We start from the raw sequence: 16,810 nt of genomic DNA, 5'->3' as shown, positions 1-16,810 counted from the left end.
TTACATAACTCCTATAATATTTTCTTGTTCTAACACTAAATAATCTACACCATCAAGTGTAAACTCAGTTCCTCTGAACTGTTCAAAAACGATTGTATCACCTACTTTAATTTCAGTAATTTCTCCACCGATTGCTTTTACTTCTGCAGTATTTGGTTTTTCTTTAGCTGAATCAACTAAAATAATCCCACTTGCTGTTTTACTTTCTACTTCTGTTCTTTGTACTAGAACTCTTTTTCCTAATGGTTTGAAATTCATGTTAATCCTTTTATTAAGTTTTATAATATTTATTTATAATTAATAGTTTAGCACTCTATTTTTTTGAGTGCTAAATTTTATATAATTTTTGTTTAATTGTCAAGTAGTTTGAGTTAAATTGACTAAGAGTTATGTCTATTTATATATTTTAGTAGTAATTCTTCTAATGATTGCTTTAAATTATCATCTAAACTTGCTAAAGTTTCTTCACATTTTACTGCTAATTTATCTGCTGCTTTTATCGCACCATCTAGGCTTAATAAGTTTACAAATGAATTTTTTGCTTCATCATTTTGTGTTGTTTTACCAGCTTCTTCAGAACTACAAGTTTCATCTATAATATCATCTTGTATTTGAAATAATAATCCTAAATCAATTCCAAAATCATATAATTTTTCTTGCACTTCTGAATCATATTCAGAAATAATCGCACCCATTTTTAGTGATGCTGCAATTAATTTTGCAGTTTTGTGGATATGTAAATATTCTAATTGAGAAAGTTCAAGTTTTACATTTTCAAAATAACAATCGATTGCTTGACCAATTATCATACCATCAATTCCACCATTGCTTGCTAAACATTTAATAAGATTAATTTTCACATCATTATGCAAAGGTGCATTAGCTATTTTGTTAAATGCTTCTGTATTTAAAGCATCTCCAACTAAAATAGCTGTTACTTCATCATATTTTTTATGTAATGTTTCAAATCCACGTCTTAAATCTGCATTGTCCATTGAAGGTAAATCATCATGAATAAGTGAATAAGTATGTAGCATCTCAATACCTAAAGCAACAGGTAAAGAGTTTTTAATAAGTAAACTTTTATTTGATTTTATAACTGAAAGTAAAAGCATAGGACGGAATCTTTTCCCGCCAGCTTGTAACATGTCTGCTAAAGCTTGTTCAAAATTAGGATGAAATGTTTTTGAAGATGGAAGATTAACTAATAAATAATTCTCAAATTCATTAAGTAAATCCTTCATTTGACTATTTTTGTCCAATTGAACCTAATCCACCCATCATATTCATTGCCATCATTTTTTGATTTTCTTCAGCTTGTTTGATAACATCATTCATACATGATATTAATAAAATTTGTAAAGAATCTTTATCTTCAAGTAAAGAATCATCAATTTTTAAATCAATAACTTCTGAGTTCCCATTTATTGACATCTCAATCATTCCTCCACCTGCTTTAGAAGTAAATACTTTTGAAGCATTTTCTTCTTTTGCATTTGCAGCCATATCTTGAAACTGTCCCATCATATCATTTAAGTTTAAATTTTTTAAATCAATTCCATCAAACATGGTCACTTCCTACTAATTCATTTGTAATCATATCAATATTATTCTCATCATCAACAATCACAACAATAGGTTTATAATTTTCTAATTCTTCTTCAGAATAAGAAGCATAAGAAATTACAATGATTTTATCACCTATTTCTACTTTTCTCGCAGCTGCTCCATTTAGACACATGTCCTTACTTCCAGCTTTACCCTTAATAACATAAGTAGCAAATCTTTCGCCATTGTTAACATTAACAATTTCGACTTTTTGTCCTACTCTTAAACTTGAAGCTTTCATTAAATCTTCATCAATAGTGATTGATCCAACATAATTCAAATTTGCATCAGTAACAGTTGCTCTATGAATTTTACTATATAGCATCTCAAATGTCATATAATTTAGTCCTCTTTAAATTTATAGTTTTGCAGGCTCACCCCAATATTGTTCAGGCATTAAATACTCAACAACAGGGTTCCCACCTAATATGTGTTCTTCTATGATTTTATCTATTTTTTCCTTAGATAACTGACAGTACATATGATGTCCAGGCTCAATTAACATAACTGGTCCCATTTGACATCTACCAAGACATGAAGTTCTAATTGCCTGTACGGGTCCCATTAATCCTTTTTGCATTAATGATTGTGCAGTATGATTAAATAAATCTCTTGTATTTTCATTTACACATGAAGGTTTTGGCATACCTGGAGGTGATGCTTGTTCACACTTGAAAATATAAAATGTTGGTTGCGGAACTGAAGGCAGTGACATATCTTGTCCTTTTATAGATAAAATTTGTATAATTTTAGTGAATTCTAACACTTTTTTATTAAAACTTAATAAAAAATGCTATTTAATTTTTTTTTAAATCTAAAATAATATACTATTTACTCAAATTTTTAATTATAAAAGGCTACATATGAAAAAAATACTTTTTATTCTTTGTTCATTTATCTTAGCTTTGCAAGCTGCAAATCCAATAGCTATAATAGAAACAAATCAAGGTAATATAGAAATAGAATTAAGAGAAGATCTTGCTCCAAAAGCAGTAGAAAACTTTGTAACACATTCAAAAAATGGTTATTACAATGGATTAATTTTCCATAGAGTTATTAAAGGATTTATGTTACAAACAGGAGATCCAACAGGTACAGGAAGAGGTGGTGAATCTATTTGGAAGAAAAATTTTGAAGATGAATTCTCATCAAAAGCATTATTTGATAAACCAGGAATTTTAGCTATGGCTAATAGAGGAAGAAATACAAATGGCAGTCAATTTTTTATAACTACAGTTCCTACATATTGGTTGAATGGTAAACATACAATTTTTGGTTATGTAACTAAAGGTATGGATATAGTAAGAAAAATCGAAAGTGTTCCAACATCAGGAAGAAGTGGTGGGGATAAACCATTAAGTGAACAAAAAATAATTAATATTACAATTAAATAAATCAAGTAAAACTTGATTTATTTAACTAAAAACTTTATTTAAAATGTCTTTATTAGCATGAGTCATAATTTGTTTTTCTAAGTTTTCAAATCTTTTTGATTCATTATTAGCTTTTTCTTTCCAATACGCTAACTTTTGAACAAGTACATCATCTGTTTGTATTGCTTCATATTTTTCTTTTAGTTTTGTTAATTTTTCTGTGATTTCATCTATTTCAATTTGGAAATTAACTTCTGCTTGTTTTTTATCTTTTTCAAACTTTATTTGATTATCTTCAATCTTTATTTTTAATCTTTTTATATCAAGTCTTAAATCTGAGTTTTCTTTTGTTAATTTTAAAGAATTACTTAATTTATCTGAGTTTCTTTTATATGTATTTAGTTCAGTTTTTAGATTTCTATTTTCAAGAGAATACTTTTCCGCTGTATATATATACTTATCAGTACTTCTTTGTACTTTAAAGAGTTCTTCTTGAGCATCTTCTAGTTTCATTTTTAAATCATTGATAATTGTGTACTGTTCTGCATTTCCTTCTTTACTTCTAATAAAAATTTCACTTTTATCTTTCATTAAAGCACGTTGCATTTCTCTTTTTTTTGTAAGTTCTTCAGTTATATCTCTTTGAATAGAAATTGCACCTTCAACTTCTTCTGCATCATTTAAAAGTGTAATCATATAGCAATCGGTTGTAAAACTTGTGTTATCTTTTGTTCTATTTTTTAATTGACCTTGCCAAGATTGATTATTAAGAACATCTGCATACAGTTTTACATATAAATCATTTGAAGCTTCACTATGTTTTAAAAACTTAAAATCTTGACCAAGTAATTCTTCTTTTGTGTATCCAGATACCTTACAACACAAGTCATTTACTTTTACAATTTTCATATGAATATCAGTTTCAATAACAATATTATTTAAATCTGTTACTTCTTTATATTTTTCTAATTCTCTATTTTTTTGATCAATTAAAAAATCTTGATATAAAATGCCAGCTAATTCATTCATCAATGATAAAAGATGTCTTATATCAATTGGCTTAATTATATACTCATAAATTTTCAATTTAATTGCTTCAGAAAGAAATTCATTATCAGAATGGGCAGTTGCAAAAAATATTGGAACTTTTGTATCAACCCTTCTAATTGTTTTAACCATGTCAATACCACTTAGTTTTGGCATATTAATATCAGACAAGATAATATCAATATCATCTTGATTTTTTAAGTATAATTCTAGACCTTCTTTTCCATCTTCTGCAGTATAAACAGTTTCAAAAAAGTTTGATAATAACTGAGATAATTCTGTTCTAATAACAGCATCATCTTCTACATATAATATTCGTAGTCTTTTTAATAACTTTTTATCTATTGACATATTTTTTTATTTCCATACTTGTAATTAATTCAATAAATTTTATAAAATCAAAAGGCTTTAATAAATATTCATTAACACCATATTCTTCAGCTTTAGTAATATATTCTATTTCTGTATGAGCTGACATAATAATTATTGGGATATCAAATCCTTGATCAATTATATTTTTTATCATGTCTAAACCATTCATTAAAGGCATATTTATATCTGTAATAATAGCATCGATATCAGGATTTTCTTTTAAGATAGCTAAGGCTTCAATACCGTTATTTGCAGTAAGGAAATTAGCTTGTAGTTTAGTTAATGCATCACTAATTATAGAAAGTAAGTCTTCTTCATCTTCAACAAAAAGAAGTTTTAAACCTCTTAATTTTTCTATTTTTTCATGCATTTTTTTTCCAATTTAGTTAGTCTTGTAATTCTTCTTTATCTACTACTCTTTCAATATCCATTATAACTAACATTTCATTATTATCTAATCGCACATAACCTTTTAAATATTTTGAAGGAATAGCTGAACCCATTTCTGATACAGGTGCAAGAGCAGTAGTATCCAATCTTTGAACATCATCAACTAAATCAACAATAATACCTACCATTCTTTTATCTTCAGTAATTACAGCAATTACGGAAGTATTTTCATCGTATGTACCAACACTTGTATTAAATTTAAGTCTAATATCTAAAATAGGAACAACTTCTCCTCTTAAATTGATAAGCCCTTTTACCCATTTTGAAGTATTAGGTAGCGTTGTAATATTATCTGGATAAGTTAGAATTTCTCTAATTTTCGGTAATTCAATTGCATATTTCATAGCACCAAGTTCAAATGTCATAAATTCACTAGTGTTTGCATAATCAATTACTTTATCTTCGTTATTATCCATATTAATTCCTTTTAGTATACTTCTTTTTCTACAATTTAATTTATTTTATCAATTCTAAACTTAAAGCTTATTGTTTTTTTAAATTATTTATTACACATGTAGCAATATATTTGGGACTTTGTAAAGATACTATATCTCCAATTTGAATATTATCTAATGAAATTAATTTATTATCTTTTGATATTTGAACAAAGCCATTTTTATCTTTTTTATCAGGATGGTTTAGTTCATAATTATTTTTTAATAAATCAACATTATTTTGAAGTTTTAAGATGATTTGAGAATAACTATTATCAAAAGTTTTTCTAAGTATCTCTATCTCATTTCTAGAATTTGTCATTTTCTGAGATAAATTTGATTGAAAAGAAGATTTTAATAGTTTTATTTCTGATTCAATAAATTTGAATTTATTTTCCATAGAGTTTTGCTCAAATAAACGCTTTAAATTAATAACATCTTGTTCTTTGTTAAACAATATTCTTTTTAATAAATTATCATAATCATTTACTAATGTATCTAAATACATTCTATGTTCATTTATATCAGGAAGTGCTATTTCAATTGCATTAGATGGAGTTGCAGCTCTAACATCAGCTACGAAATCTGAAATTAAATAATCAACTTCATGTCCAACTGCTGAGATAATAGGAGTTTTAGCTTCATAAATTGCATTTGCAACTATTTCTTCATTGAAAGCCCATAAGTCTTCAATACTTCCTCCCCCACGGCCTGCAATAATAACATCTGCATTTAAAGTATCTGCATATTTAATTGAGTTTGAAATATCATAAGCAGCTCCTTCACCTTGAACTAAAGTTGGTATTAAAATGAACTCTACTAAAGGCCAACGATGAAGTGCAACTTTTTTCATATCTTCAATAGCTGCACCAGTTGCTGATGTAACAAGTACAATTTTTTTAGGATACTTAGGAAGAATTCTTTTTCTTGTTTGTTCAAAATATCCTTTATTTTCAAGTTTAGTCTTTAATTGTTCATAAGCTAAAGCTAGCGCACCTTGACCTGAAGGTTCAATCTTATTACAGAGAAGTTGATAATTACCACGAGGAGCATAAACTGTGATATTTCCAGTGATTGTTATTTTTTGTCCAACTTCAAGTTGAAATTTTAAATATTTAGTATTACCTCTAAACATCACACAAGAGATTGTTGAGCTTTGGTCTTTTATTGAAAAGTAAATATGACCTGAGTTATGATAAGTTAAATTAGAAACTTCACCTTCAACATAAACTTGAATAAAGGTAGTTTCTAAAAGAGATTTTATTTGTGTATTTAAAGTTGACACATTAATTGGTGTATTCATAAAATCTCTTTCTTATTTATATTTTTTTTGCAATGATTAATGTTGAAATATTCATTGAAAATGCTTTCACATGAATTGGTTCAAGACCTGCAAGTTTTAATTCTTTACATAAATTTTCTGTTGTTAAAAACTCATCAATTGAATCTGGTAAATAAGTATAAGCTTCTTTATTTCTTGAAATTAATCCACCTAAAACTGGCAAAATTTTATTCATATAAAAATCAGTTAAATAATCTAAAGGATTTGTTTTCTCATTTTTAGTAAATTCTGAAATTGCAACTAATCCATCTTTTTTTAGAACTCTTGCAAACTCATGAAAAGCTTCTTGTCTTTGAACTACATTTCTAATTCCATAAGAAATTGAAATAATATCAGTACTATCATTTTCAAGTGGCATAGAAGCTGCTCCTGCTTCAATAAATTCAACTTCAGGAAGTTTCTTTTTACCTTCAGCCATCATTCCAACACTTGGATCAATACCTACAATATTTTGAATATCGATACTATTTTCTTTTGCTATCTTTTTCCAATGTTGAATCATATCTCCTGTTCCACAAGCAACATCAACAATCTTTTCTATTTTATCTTTTCCATAAAAATCAAAAGTTTTATTACATGCTTTATTTCTCCAAGACTTATCAATTCCCATTGATAAAACTCTATTTGCTACATCATAAGTTCCTGCAATGTCATTAAACATTGAGACAATTTTTTCTTGTTTACCCATAATTATATCTTCCTAGTTTAAAATTTTATAGTATATATTTCCCAATTATAAGTCCTAATATAAAACCTATATTAACAGCAACAGCTAAAAACATCATAGACATTTTTTTATTGTTTTGTGGGATTTGTTCTAGTATTTTTTCTTGTTTATTAAGAGTTTTATCAAAATTCTCACTAGCTTTTCCTAAAGTTTTATATGAATCATCTAAAACTTTAGTTGCATTTTTAAGTGCTAACTCTGAAAATTCCATTCTTTCAACAAGCTCTTTAGCTTGTTTAAAACTCATTTCACTCATTTCTTAATATCTATCCAAGTATCTAAATCACAGAATATTTTGTTTAATACTGTAATTACATAATCTTTTGCATCTGTTTGTATTCTTCTAAAAAATAGATATTTTCTTGCACTTTCAATATCACCTAACTCTTTTGCTTTAATTGCTTTTTGTGCAAAATCCGTATTATTATAAGCCATTTCCCATACAGTTGAGCCTAAATATCTACTCATAGTAATAACTTTATCATTTTTAACAGGGAAATATTTTGGATTTTTTACAAAATCGCAAATAACTGAGTTCGAATCAATATACTTGTGACCAAAAAAATTAATAAATTGTTCTTCTATATAATCAGGTTGCATGGAAATAGCTCTATTTAAGGCAAAAATTACATTTTCAGATGGATTATCTTCAATTTTCTTTATTTTTTTCATCGTAGCAATTGCATTTTTACCATCAAGTTCACCATCCCCTAAAGGAATAATCCACTTGATATTTCCAAATGTACCAACTTTTTTAATCTCATCTAAAACTAGTGTTGAAGTTTTATTACCACCAACATCAACAATAACTTCATGATTGTCATCCATTAAAATTAATTCATCAAGTTCAGTTAATTTATTAGTCCCTAACATTCTTTTATTTACAATTTCAGTTCTTGTAAAAGATTTAGAATCGTTATTTTCATCATCAATTTCGATATATGTAATTTTTTTACCATGTTTTTTATAAAGATAAGGAGCAATAACTTGCATAGCAACAGTAGATTTACCTACGCCACCTTTTGTTTGAGGAATAATAATCATTTAAATTAACCTTTTGGATTACATTTCATATACTCAATAATTTTTCCATGAAATCGAGCATATAATTTGTTTAATGAGATGTCATAATTATATAATTTGGCAATTTTATCGTAATTTTCATTAATACCAAATTCACACCAAGCTTGTAATTGTTCATAATCTTCAAACTCATATCCGAATCTTTTAAGAAGTTTGTTTGTGTAAGAATCAACTACCATATAATCTTGCCTACATGCATAACAAAGTATTGCATCTGCAGTTTCAGGTCCAATTCCTTTTTGCTCTAGAAGCCAAGTTCTGTCAACCTTTAAACAAAAGTTTTCAAAGGTTTCAAAATCTTTAATAATATTTTTAGCAAGTGCAATTAATCTACGTGATTTTTGATTTTTAAAACCACTTGGAGTAATTGCTATTATAAAAGTTTCTAAATCAATATTTGCTATTTTTTCAAGGGAATTGATATTTAATACTCTTAAGTTTTCTAAGGACATTTCAACATTAGTCCATTTAGTATTTTGAGTTAATATTGCCCCTAATAATATTTCAAATGCATCATTATTAGGCCACCAGTATTCATATTTATCATCTATTAAATTTTGTTCTTTTAAAAACAAAAAAAGATCATAAGAGTTTGATATACTAATCAATCATAGCCTTTGTAATAATATATTCGTGATTATTGCAAAATTTTTTTATTTTAAAACTATTTGTAGCTTTCCCTTCTTCATTTATATCAGTAACCATCATTTGAAGAATTGTTTTGCAAGAATTTGGAACTTCAAAGTGACCACCTAAACCAGTTGTAACTTTTTGTATAGGTATCTTTTTATCCATACCAATTACATTATCTCTACAGCCTGTTAATCCTATATCAGTTAAGTAAGCAGTATTATTAAATATTTGTAAATCATCAGTTCCAACATGAGTATGCGTTCCACAAATCATACTAACTTCATTTTGAAGCATCATTAGCATAATTCTTTTTTCACTTGTAACTTCTGCGTGAAAATCTATAAAAATACTTTTTATACCATCTTCATGAAGTTGATTTACTAATTTTATAGCCCAATTAAAAGGGTTTTCAACTGTTGGCATTGTATATTGACCCATTAAGTTTATAACAGCTAATTTTTCAATTCCATTAGGAGTGAGTACATCACATACTTTTAGGCCACTTCCTATTAAACCTGGAGGATAATTATCAGGTCGTAAAACTGGTTTAGTTTCAAGTAAAACCATCATCTCTCTTTTTTTATCAAAAGAGTGGTTACCACCTGTAATTAAATCAATTCCCATTTTTAGTAATTCGTCACAGTTTTTAATAGTTAAACCAAAACCATGACTCGCATTTTCACCATTTGCAATGACAAAATCAATATTATATTCTTCTTTTATTTTAGATAAATTATCTTTAATAATCTTACGTCCAGGCCGGCCTACGATGTCACCTATAAATGCAATTCTCAATTGAATCCTTCAAAACTATTTTCATTATATTTTGTGATTGTAGCAAGTGTATGTTTAGGTATAACTTTCTTTAGAGTTGATTTAAATGCTTTGCACAAATATTTGCTTGTGAAAATGCTATTTGAAAATTAAAACCACCTAGTTCTCCTGTAATATTTAAACACTCACCTATAAAATATAAGTCATTTTGTTTCAAGCTTTCAAAAGTATTATGATCAATTTCATCCGTATTTATTCCACCACGTGTGACTTCTGCTTTAGTATATCCAAAGTTTCCAGCAGGTGAGAACTCATAATATTTTAATAATGATAATTTTTCTTTTTCATCATTTTTCAGTGATGAAATAGCTTTATCTTCTAAATCAATTGATTTTAAAAACTCTTCTATAAATCTTTTAGGAAGTGGTAAACTTGAAGATATTTTTTTATTACTTTTAAAAAAACTTTCCATTTTTTTATTTGGTAAAAAATCAATAGCTAATTGTCCCTTTTTCCAATACAGTGATGAAGTTAAAATAACAGGACCTGAGCATCCTTTGTGTGCAAAAAGAAATGAACCTTCAAATCTTTTTCCTTCAACAAAAGTATTTACATATGTAGAAATTCCTGATAAGTTTTTAAACCAAAATTGATCTTTTTGAACTGTAAAACCAACAAGTGAAGGTTCAAGTTTTTCAACACTATGACCAAATTTTGAAGCTATATCAAAAGCAATTGAACTAGCTCCTAAAACTGGATAAGATAAAGCACCACTGGCAACAACTATTTTTTTTGCTTCAATAATTTGCTTATTTGTTTTAATTTTATAGTATTTGTTCTTTTCAATAAAATCAAGATCTAAAACTTTTGTGTCTAAATATTTCTTAACATGAGTAATAAGCTTTAAAAACATATCAATAACATCTTGAGATGAGTTACAAAAATATGTACCTTTTACAATTTTAGGATTTATTTTTGGATTTACACCATTTTTATTTAAAAAATTCAGTAAATCATCTTTAGTGTATTTAGATAATATTTCTTTAACAAAATTTCTATCACCTAAATAGTTTTTATTTGTAACTAATTCATTTGTTATATTACATTTAGCTCCACCTGAAACTTTTATTTTTGGCCCAACTTTTTTATTTGTATCTATTACACAAATGTTTTTATATTTTCTTTTATCAAGATTAGAAGCAAGCATTAAAGAACTGGCTCCCGCACCTATTATTGCTATATCGTAGATTCTTCTTCCTTTTTACAAATAAACCTATTTAGTCCATCTTTATATTCATACTCTAATGTATAGTTATTCGCTTTTAAAATGTTATGAACAATATATAATCCTAAACCAAAAGAATCTTTTGATTTATCTTCATTTGCAAAAAATGGTTCAAAGTATTTTTCTAATTCATATTCTAATTCTTTTCCTGAGTTCTCGAATATTATATTCTCATTTTCAGTAGAAATTGTAACTTTTTTATCTAATGAATACTTAAGAGCATTATCTATTAAATTTTTACTAGCAATTGAAAATAGTTTGTAATTTACATTTATTTTTTTATTTTCATATTTACTAATTACAGATTCATCTTCAAGCATTAAGATATCTTTAGCATTATCAATTACATCATCTAAAAAATAAAATTTCTTTTCAATATTTTTTGTAGAAGAAATTAACTCTTCTATAGATGCAAATTCATTTATAAGCTGCTCTAGTCTTGAAAAAACAGATTTTAGTTTTTCATTGTTTTCTTCATTTTGTTCTAATTGAGTTAAAAAGTTTCCTTTTGTAATTGGTGTTTTTAACTCATGCATAATATTTCTAATAAAAATATTTCTAGATTCTTTCAAACTTTTTAATTTTAATGCAGTTTGTTTAAACTCCATTCCTAAAAGGGAAACTTCATCTTTTGAATCACTATTACAGCATTCAAAATCAAAATTCTCATCCCCTAAAGTCTTTACTTTATCTTTTAATATTTTTAAAGGCATTAATTTTCGTATTGTAATAAGATACATTAAGATAATAGTAATAATTACAATAGCAAAAACTAAAATAATATAAATCTGACTATTACCTTCAGTATTAGAATTATCTTTAATTAAGATTGTTTTATTTTTTCTTTTCATATACAAGTAATTATTATCTTTTAATTGCAATATTCTAAATATAATTTTTGCTCTTGGGTCTTTTCTTTCAATCAAAACTTTCGTTTGTGGATTATATGTAATTGCATTGATTTTACCATTGTTACTAAATAATGTAAAATTTGAATCTTCCAAACTTTTTGCAAAACTAAGGTTTAATCCACCTTTGTGATGTTTACGAATAACTACTTTAATAATTGGCATATATTTTTTTAATAACTCAGCTTCTTTAACTTTATAGTTTTCAGTCATCAAAATACCAAAACTTGCAATTACTAAAATAATTGAAATTATAAAACTAACTGTAATAGTAAAAAATATTGATTGTCTATTCATTATGAAATTTATACCCCATTCCTCTAATTGTATGAAGATATTTTGGCTCTTTTGGATTATCTTCAATTTTTTGTCTAATTCTATTTATAATAACTGCTAAAGAACCAGAACCTTCATAATCTTGATTTAATAAATCTGAATTATCAAAAATATCTTCACGTGAAATAACAAAGCCTTCTCTTTTTATAAGTAAAGACAATACTTCAAATTCTGCTGCTGTTAATTTAATATATTTATCATTTTTTGTAATTTCTTTTTTGTCTAAATCTAATTTAAAAGTCTTACTCTTTTCTTCTTGAACATTTGTATGATTAAATCTTCGTAAAATTGTTTTTACTCTTACCTCAAGTTCTCTAGGATCATAAGGCTTAGGTAAATAATCATCCGCACCTAATTGTAAAGCAGTAACTTTATCTGTAATATCACTTCTTGCACTAGAAATTATAATAGGGATATCAAAATCTTTTACAATTGCTTTACAAACATCCAAACCATCCATACCAGGAAGTGTAAGATCTAGGATAATTAAATCATAGGTATTTAATTTTAAAGAAGATAAAGCTAAAAAAGGATCTTCATAATTAGTTACTTTAATATTAAATTGTTTTAAATATTCTGTTAAAATTTCAGCAAGCTCTGTATCATCTTCAATCATTGCTATTTCTATCAAAATATTTCCTTAAGTGTTTTAAACTGTTTAAATGATTTTATCATATTATCTCTTTTTCATTCATTACTTTATTTGAATAATTATGACATAAGAATTTTAACGGATTATAACAAGAATAAAAATGATTAATTTAAAAGGAAAATGAAGGTAAAAAAGCTAAAAAAAAGGCTAAAAAAAAGCTTACCAAATAACAATAAAGATTGTTAGTTGATAAGCTAATTGAATAAATACTCAAGAGCTGGCAGTGGCCTACGTTTCCACAAGGGGACCCTGCAGTATTATCAGCGATGAAGAGCTTGACTTCCAGGTTCGAAATGGAGCTGGGTATTTCCTCTTCTCTATAACCACCAGCAAAACTGAGTAATCAATATACCATTGCAAAAATGCTAGTATACTCATTACTCAACTTAATCTGTGAGTAAAGATATTAATAATGTTAAAGTCAACACATTTTATTTTTTATTCATACATACTGTACACTTAATAAGATAGTAAACCAAAGAATACTAAATTTGAATTATAAATAAGCCAAACGATCTATTAGTACTAGTCAGCTAAACGTCTTACAACGCTTACACATCTAGCCTATCAACCAGCTAGTCTTGCTGGGATCTTCAGGGAAAGTTAATCTTGGAGTTGGCTTCGTGCTTAGATGCTTTCAGCGCTTATCTCATCCGTACGTAGCTACCCAACGATGCTCTTGGCAGAACAATTGGTACACTAGTGGTACGTTCATCCCGGTCCTCTCGTACTAGGGACAAATCTCCTCAACTTTCCTACGCCCACGGAAGATAGGGACCGAACTGTCTCACGACGTTCTGAACCCAGCTCGCGTACCGCTTTAAATGGCGAACAGCCATACCCTTGGGACCTGCTTCAGCCCCAGGATGCGATGAGCCGACATCGAGGTGCCAAACCTCCCCGTCGATGTGAGCTCTTGGGGGAGATCAGCCTGTTATCCCCGGCGTACCTTTTATCCTTTGAGCGATGGCCCTTCCACACAGAACCACCGGATCACTATGACCGACTTTCGTCTCTGTTCGACTTGTATGTCTCACAGTCAAGCTAGTTTATGCCATTATACTCAACTGGCGATTTCCATCCGCCATGAACTAACCTTTGTAAGCCTCCGTTACTTTTTAGGAGGCGACCGCCCCAGTCAAACTACCCACCAGACATTGTCCTGAAAGAGGATAACTCTTCCCAGTTAGTAACTCAAATATTCAAGGGTGGTATCTCAAGGATGGCTCCACTAGAATTGGCATCCTAGTTTCATAGCCTCCCACCTATCCTGCACATGAATATCCAAGCTACAGTGTCAAGCTGTAGTAAAGGTGCACGGGGTCTTTCCGTCTTTCCGCGGGTAGGAGGAATTTTCACCTCCACTACAATTTCACTGGATCCCTGGTTGAGACAGCTCCCATCTCGTTACGCCATTCATGCAGGTCGGTATTTAACCGACAAGGAATTTCGCTACCTTAGGACCGTTATAGTTACGGCCGCCGTTTACTCGGGCTTCAATCAAATGCTTCGATAAATCTAACATCATCAGTTAACCTTCGAGCACCGGGCAGGCGTCACACCTTATACATCCTCTTACGAGTTAGCAAAGTGCTGTGTTTTTGGTAAACAGTCGGGAGGGACTCTTTGTTGCAACCTCTCTAGCTTTCGGAAGTAAATTCCTATACCAAAGTAGGCACACCTTATACCGAAGATACGGTGCTAGTTTGCAGAGTTCCTTAACCAGGGTTCTTCCACGCGCCTTAGAATACTCATCCCACCCACCTGTGTCGGTTTACGGTACGGGCAACAAACAATATGCTTAGTGGCTTTTCTTGGCACGACAGTATCATCGATTCTCCATCTCCTCCGAAGAGTGTCAGGAGCCTGTAAGATCTCGGTCTCATGTAATCCGGATTTGCCTAAATTACGACCTACGTCCTTCGACCCACTATTCCATCAGTGAGCTCGATTAACTCTATGCGTCCCCACATCACGCTTGTTTGTTGGTATTGAAATATTAATCAATTTGCCATCGTCTACCCCTTTCGGACTCGACTTAGGACCCGACTAACCCTACGATGACGAGCATCGCGTAGGAAACCTTGGGTTTTCGGCGTTGAGGATTCTCACCTCAATTATCGCTACTCATGCCTGCATGCTCACTTCTATCCGCTCCAACGCTCCTTACCGGTACATCTTCAACGCTGAATAGAACGCTCTCCTACCACTCAATATAAATATTGAATCTAAAGCTTCGGTGCATATCTTAGCCCCGTTATATTTTCCGCGCAGAATCACTAGACCAGTGAGCTGTTACGCTTTCTTTAAAGGATGGCTGCTTCTAAGCCAACCTCCTGGTTGTCACAGTAACTCCACATCGTTTTCCACTTAGATATGACTTTGGGACCTTAGCTGTTAGTCTGGGTTGTTCCCCTCTCGACATAGGATTTTATCACCCTACGCCTGACTCCTGCGATTACACATATAGTATTCATAGTTTGATAGGGTTTGGTACCGCGGTAAGCAGCCCTAGCCCATTCAGTGCTCTACCCCTATATGCTACTACGCAAGGCTATACCTAAATATATTTCGGAGAGAACCAGCTATCACGAAGTTTGATTGGCCTTTCACCCCTATCCACAAGTCATCCGAGCACTTTTCAACGCACACCGGTTCGGTCCTCCACTGGCTCTTACACCAGCTTCAACCTGCTCATGGATAGATCACTTCGTTTCGGGTCTGCAGCATCTGACTAAGTCGCCCTATTAAGACTCGCTTTCGCTACGGCTTCGCACTTGGCTTAACCTTGCCAGACACCACAACTCGCAGGCTCATTATGCAAAAGGCAGTCCGTCACCCTGATAAATCATAGGGCTCCGAATGATTGTAAGCTAATGGTTTCAGGTTCTATTTCACTCTCCTCGCTGGAGTACTTTTCACCTTTCCCTCACGGTACTTGTTCACTATCGATCTGTAAGTAGTATTTAGGATTAGAGGGTGGTCCCCCTAGATTCAGACAAAATATCACGTGTTCCGTCCTACTCAGGATACCAATAGAGCTATTGAACATTTCGATTACAGGAGTATCACCTTCTACGCTTAACCTTTCCAGGTTATTCATCTATATTCTCTAGTCTCACATCTTGGTCCTACAACCCCCTATGCAAGCATAGGGTTTGTCCTAATCCCATTTCGCTCGCCGCTACTTTGGGAATCTCTTTTGATTTCTCTTCCTCTGGTTACTGAGATGTTTCACTTCACCAGGTTTGCCCACTTTCGTGTAACTAATATCTCTATTAGCTGGGTTGTCCCATTCGGAGATCTACGGATCAAAACTTCTTGACAGTTCCCCGTAGCTTTTCGCAGTCTAGTACGTCCTTCATCGCCTCTTACAGTCTAGGCATCCACCATTAGCCCTTAATAGCTTATAATAAACAGAATTTAATCTGTCGCATTTGATAATTATTCTTTGGCTACTATCTTATTAAACATACATTTCTGTACATTACATAAAATAATAAATTGTGTTCTATCTAATCTCTTAGATAGTTTTTAAAATTGTTTATTAATCTTTACTAATAAATTAGTATTAATTAATGAAAAAATTAAAAGACTTTAACATTATATTTTTAAATATCTTGCTAGCTTAAAAAAACAAGTTTTTTCAAGGTAACGCGTTTTGGTAATTAAACCAAATATAAATACTTTATATTAAGTACTTATATTTAGTTTGAATAACTAAACTCTAATATGTAAGGTTTTTAATAATCTTTATAAACCGAACATAATACTCTTTATTGTTTT

At 29.9% G+C, this 16,810-nt stretch carries 18 protein-coding genes and 2 rRNA genes; 1 reads left to right on the top strand and 19 read right to left on the bottom strand.

Going from position 1 to position 16,810, the window contains the following annotated elements; all coding sequences use genetic code 11:
* The 5 genes from groES to LPB137_RS03045 all read right to left on the bottom strand — a co-directional run bounded on the left by groES (nt 1) and on the right by LPB137_RS03045 (nt 2,323).
* Nucleotides 1-258: a co-chaperone GroES gene (gene groES, locus LPB137_RS03065; RefSeq protein ID WP_076084228.1), complete on the bottom strand. Its 258-nt coding sequence runs from the start codon at nt 256-258 to the stop codon at nt 1-3.
* Between the two features lie 122 nt (nt 259-380).
* Entirely contained in the window at nt 381-1,244 is an 864-nt protein-coding gene (locus tag LPB137_RS03060; protein ID WP_076089192.1) for a polyprenyl synthetase family protein, read from the bottom strand.
* A 4-nt stretch (nt 1,245-1,248) separates the two neighbouring features.
* Nucleotides 1,249-1,569 carry a YbaB/EbfC family nucleoid-associated protein gene (locus LPB137_RS03055; protein WP_076084226.1) on the bottom strand — a complete coding sequence of 107 codons (321 nt, stop codon included), beginning with the start codon at nt 1,567-1,569 and terminating at the stop codon, nt 1,249-1,251.
* Nucleotides 1,562-1,945 carry an aspartate 1-decarboxylase gene (gene panD / locus LPB137_RS03050; protein ID WP_076084223.1) on the bottom strand — a complete coding sequence of 128 codons (384 nt, stop codon included), beginning with the start codon at nt 1,943-1,945 and terminating at the stop codon, nt 1,562-1,564. The genes LPB137_RS03055 and panD overlap by 8 nt, the downstream gene beginning before the upstream one ends.
* A 21-nt stretch (nt 1,946-1,966) precedes the next feature.
* On the bottom strand, nt 1,967-2,323 hold the full coding sequence (locus LPB137_RS03045) for a (2Fe-2S) ferredoxin domain-containing protein (RefSeq protein ID WP_076084220.1): 357 nt from the start codon (nt 2,321-2,323) through the stop codon (nt 1,967-1,969).
* 148 nt (nt 2,324-2,471) lie between these two features.
* On the opposite strand from LPB137_RS03045, the gene LPB137_RS03040 reads away from it, so the two are divergent.
* Nucleotides 2,472-3,002 (top strand): peptidylprolyl isomerase, encoded by a 531-nt coding sequence (locus LPB137_RS03040; RefSeq protein ID WP_076084217.1) that lies wholly within the window; start codon nt 2,472-2,474, stop codon nt 3,000-3,002.
* 21 nt (nt 3,003-3,023) lie between these two features.
* Here the strand turns inward: LPB137_RS03040 and LPB137_RS03035 are convergent, their stop codons facing one another.
* From LPB137_RS03035 to LPB137_RS02970, 14 genes are all read right to left on the bottom strand, one after another.
* Nucleotides 3,024-4,379, bottom strand: coding sequence for a response regulator (locus LPB137_RS03035; RefSeq protein ID WP_076084215.1), 1,356 nt, complete (start codon nt 4,377-4,379; stop codon nt 3,024-3,026).
* Entirely contained in the window at nt 4,366-4,770 is a 405-nt protein-coding gene (locus LPB137_RS03030) for a response regulator (RefSeq protein WP_076084213.1), read from the bottom strand. The genes LPB137_RS03035 and LPB137_RS03030 overlap by 14 nt, the downstream gene beginning before the upstream one ends.
* A 16-nt stretch (nt 4,771-4,786) precedes the next feature.
* Complete coding sequence (locus tag LPB137_RS03025; protein WP_076084211.1) at nt 4,787-5,266, bottom strand: chemotaxis protein CheW; 480 nt, start codon at nt 5,264-5,266, stop codon at nt 4,787-4,789.
* 67 nt (nt 5,267-5,333) lie between these two features.
* On the bottom strand, nt 5,334-6,587 hold the full coding sequence (gene xseA, locus LPB137_RS03020; protein ID WP_076084209.1) for an exodeoxyribonuclease VII large subunit: 1,254 nt from the start codon (nt 6,585-6,587) through the stop codon (nt 5,334-5,336).
* Nucleotides 6,588-6,603: 16 nt separating this feature from the next.
* Nucleotides 6,604-7,314, bottom strand: coding sequence for a bifunctional demethylmenaquinone methyltransferase/2-methoxy-6-polyprenyl-1,4-benzoquinol methylase UbiE (ubiE, locus tag LPB137_RS03015; RefSeq protein ID WP_076084207.1), 711 nt, complete (start codon nt 7,312-7,314; stop codon nt 6,604-6,606).
* A 25-nt stretch (nt 7,315-7,339) separates the two neighbouring features.
* Nucleotides 7,340-7,600 carry a hypothetical protein gene (locus LPB137_RS03010; RefSeq protein ID WP_228144687.1) on the bottom strand — a complete coding sequence of 87 codons (261 nt, stop codon included), beginning with the start codon at nt 7,598-7,600 and terminating at the stop codon, nt 7,340-7,342.
* 5 nt (nt 7,601-7,605) lie between these two features.
* Nucleotides 7,606-8,397: a P-loop NTPase family protein gene (locus LPB137_RS03005; RefSeq protein WP_076084203.1), complete on the bottom strand. Its 792-nt coding sequence runs from the start codon at nt 8,395-8,397 to the stop codon at nt 7,606-7,608.
* A 5-nt stretch (nt 8,398-8,402) separates the two neighbouring features.
* Nucleotides 8,403-9,044, bottom strand: a complete 642-nt coding sequence (locus LPB137_RS03000) for a 3-methyladenine DNA glycosylase (RefSeq protein ID WP_172802461.1) — start codon at nt 9,042-9,044, stop codon at nt 8,403-8,405.
* Complete coding sequence (locus tag LPB137_RS02995) at nt 9,037-9,864, bottom strand: TIGR00282 family metallophosphoesterase (RefSeq protein WP_076084201.1); 828 nt, start codon at nt 9,862-9,864, stop codon at nt 9,037-9,039. Before LPB137_RS02995 ends, LPB137_RS03000 begins: the two co-directional genes overlap by 8 nt.
* 70 nt (nt 9,865-9,934) lie before the next feature.
* Complete coding sequence (locus tag LPB137_RS02990; RefSeq protein WP_076084199.1) at nt 9,935-11,050, bottom strand: BaiN/RdsA family NAD(P)/FAD-dependent oxidoreductase; 1,116 nt, start codon at nt 11,048-11,050, stop codon at nt 9,935-9,937.
* A 29-nt stretch (nt 11,051-11,079) separates the two neighbouring features.
* Complete coding sequence (locus LPB137_RS02985) at nt 11,080-12,333, bottom strand: ArsS family sensor histidine kinase (protein ID WP_076084196.1); 1,254 nt, start codon at nt 12,331-12,333, stop codon at nt 11,080-11,082.
* Nucleotides 12,326-13,003 (bottom strand): response regulator transcription factor, encoded by a 678-nt coding sequence (locus LPB137_RS02980; RefSeq protein WP_083657081.1) that lies wholly within the window; start codon nt 13,001-13,003, stop codon nt 12,326-12,328. Before LPB137_RS02980 ends, LPB137_RS02985 begins: the two co-directional genes overlap by 8 nt.
* A 236-nt stretch (nt 13,004-13,239) precedes the next feature.
* Nucleotides 13,240-13,355: ribosomal RNA gene (gene rrf, locus LPB137_RS02975) — 5S ribosomal RNA — on the bottom strand.
* A gap of 167 nt (nt 13,356-13,522) precedes the next feature.
* Nucleotides 13,523-16,437, bottom strand: a 23S ribosomal RNA gene (locus tag LPB137_RS02970).
* Between the last annotated feature and the right edge of the window lie 373 nt (nt 16,438-16,810).

Source organism: Poseidonibacter parvus (genome assembly GCF_001956695.1).
Taxonomy (GTDB): domain Bacteria; phylum Campylobacterota; class Campylobacteria; order Campylobacterales; family Arcobacteraceae; genus Poseidonibacter; species Poseidonibacter parvus.
Note: the sequence above shows the minus strand (reverse complement) of the source record. Positions and strands in the feature narration are given on the sequence as shown.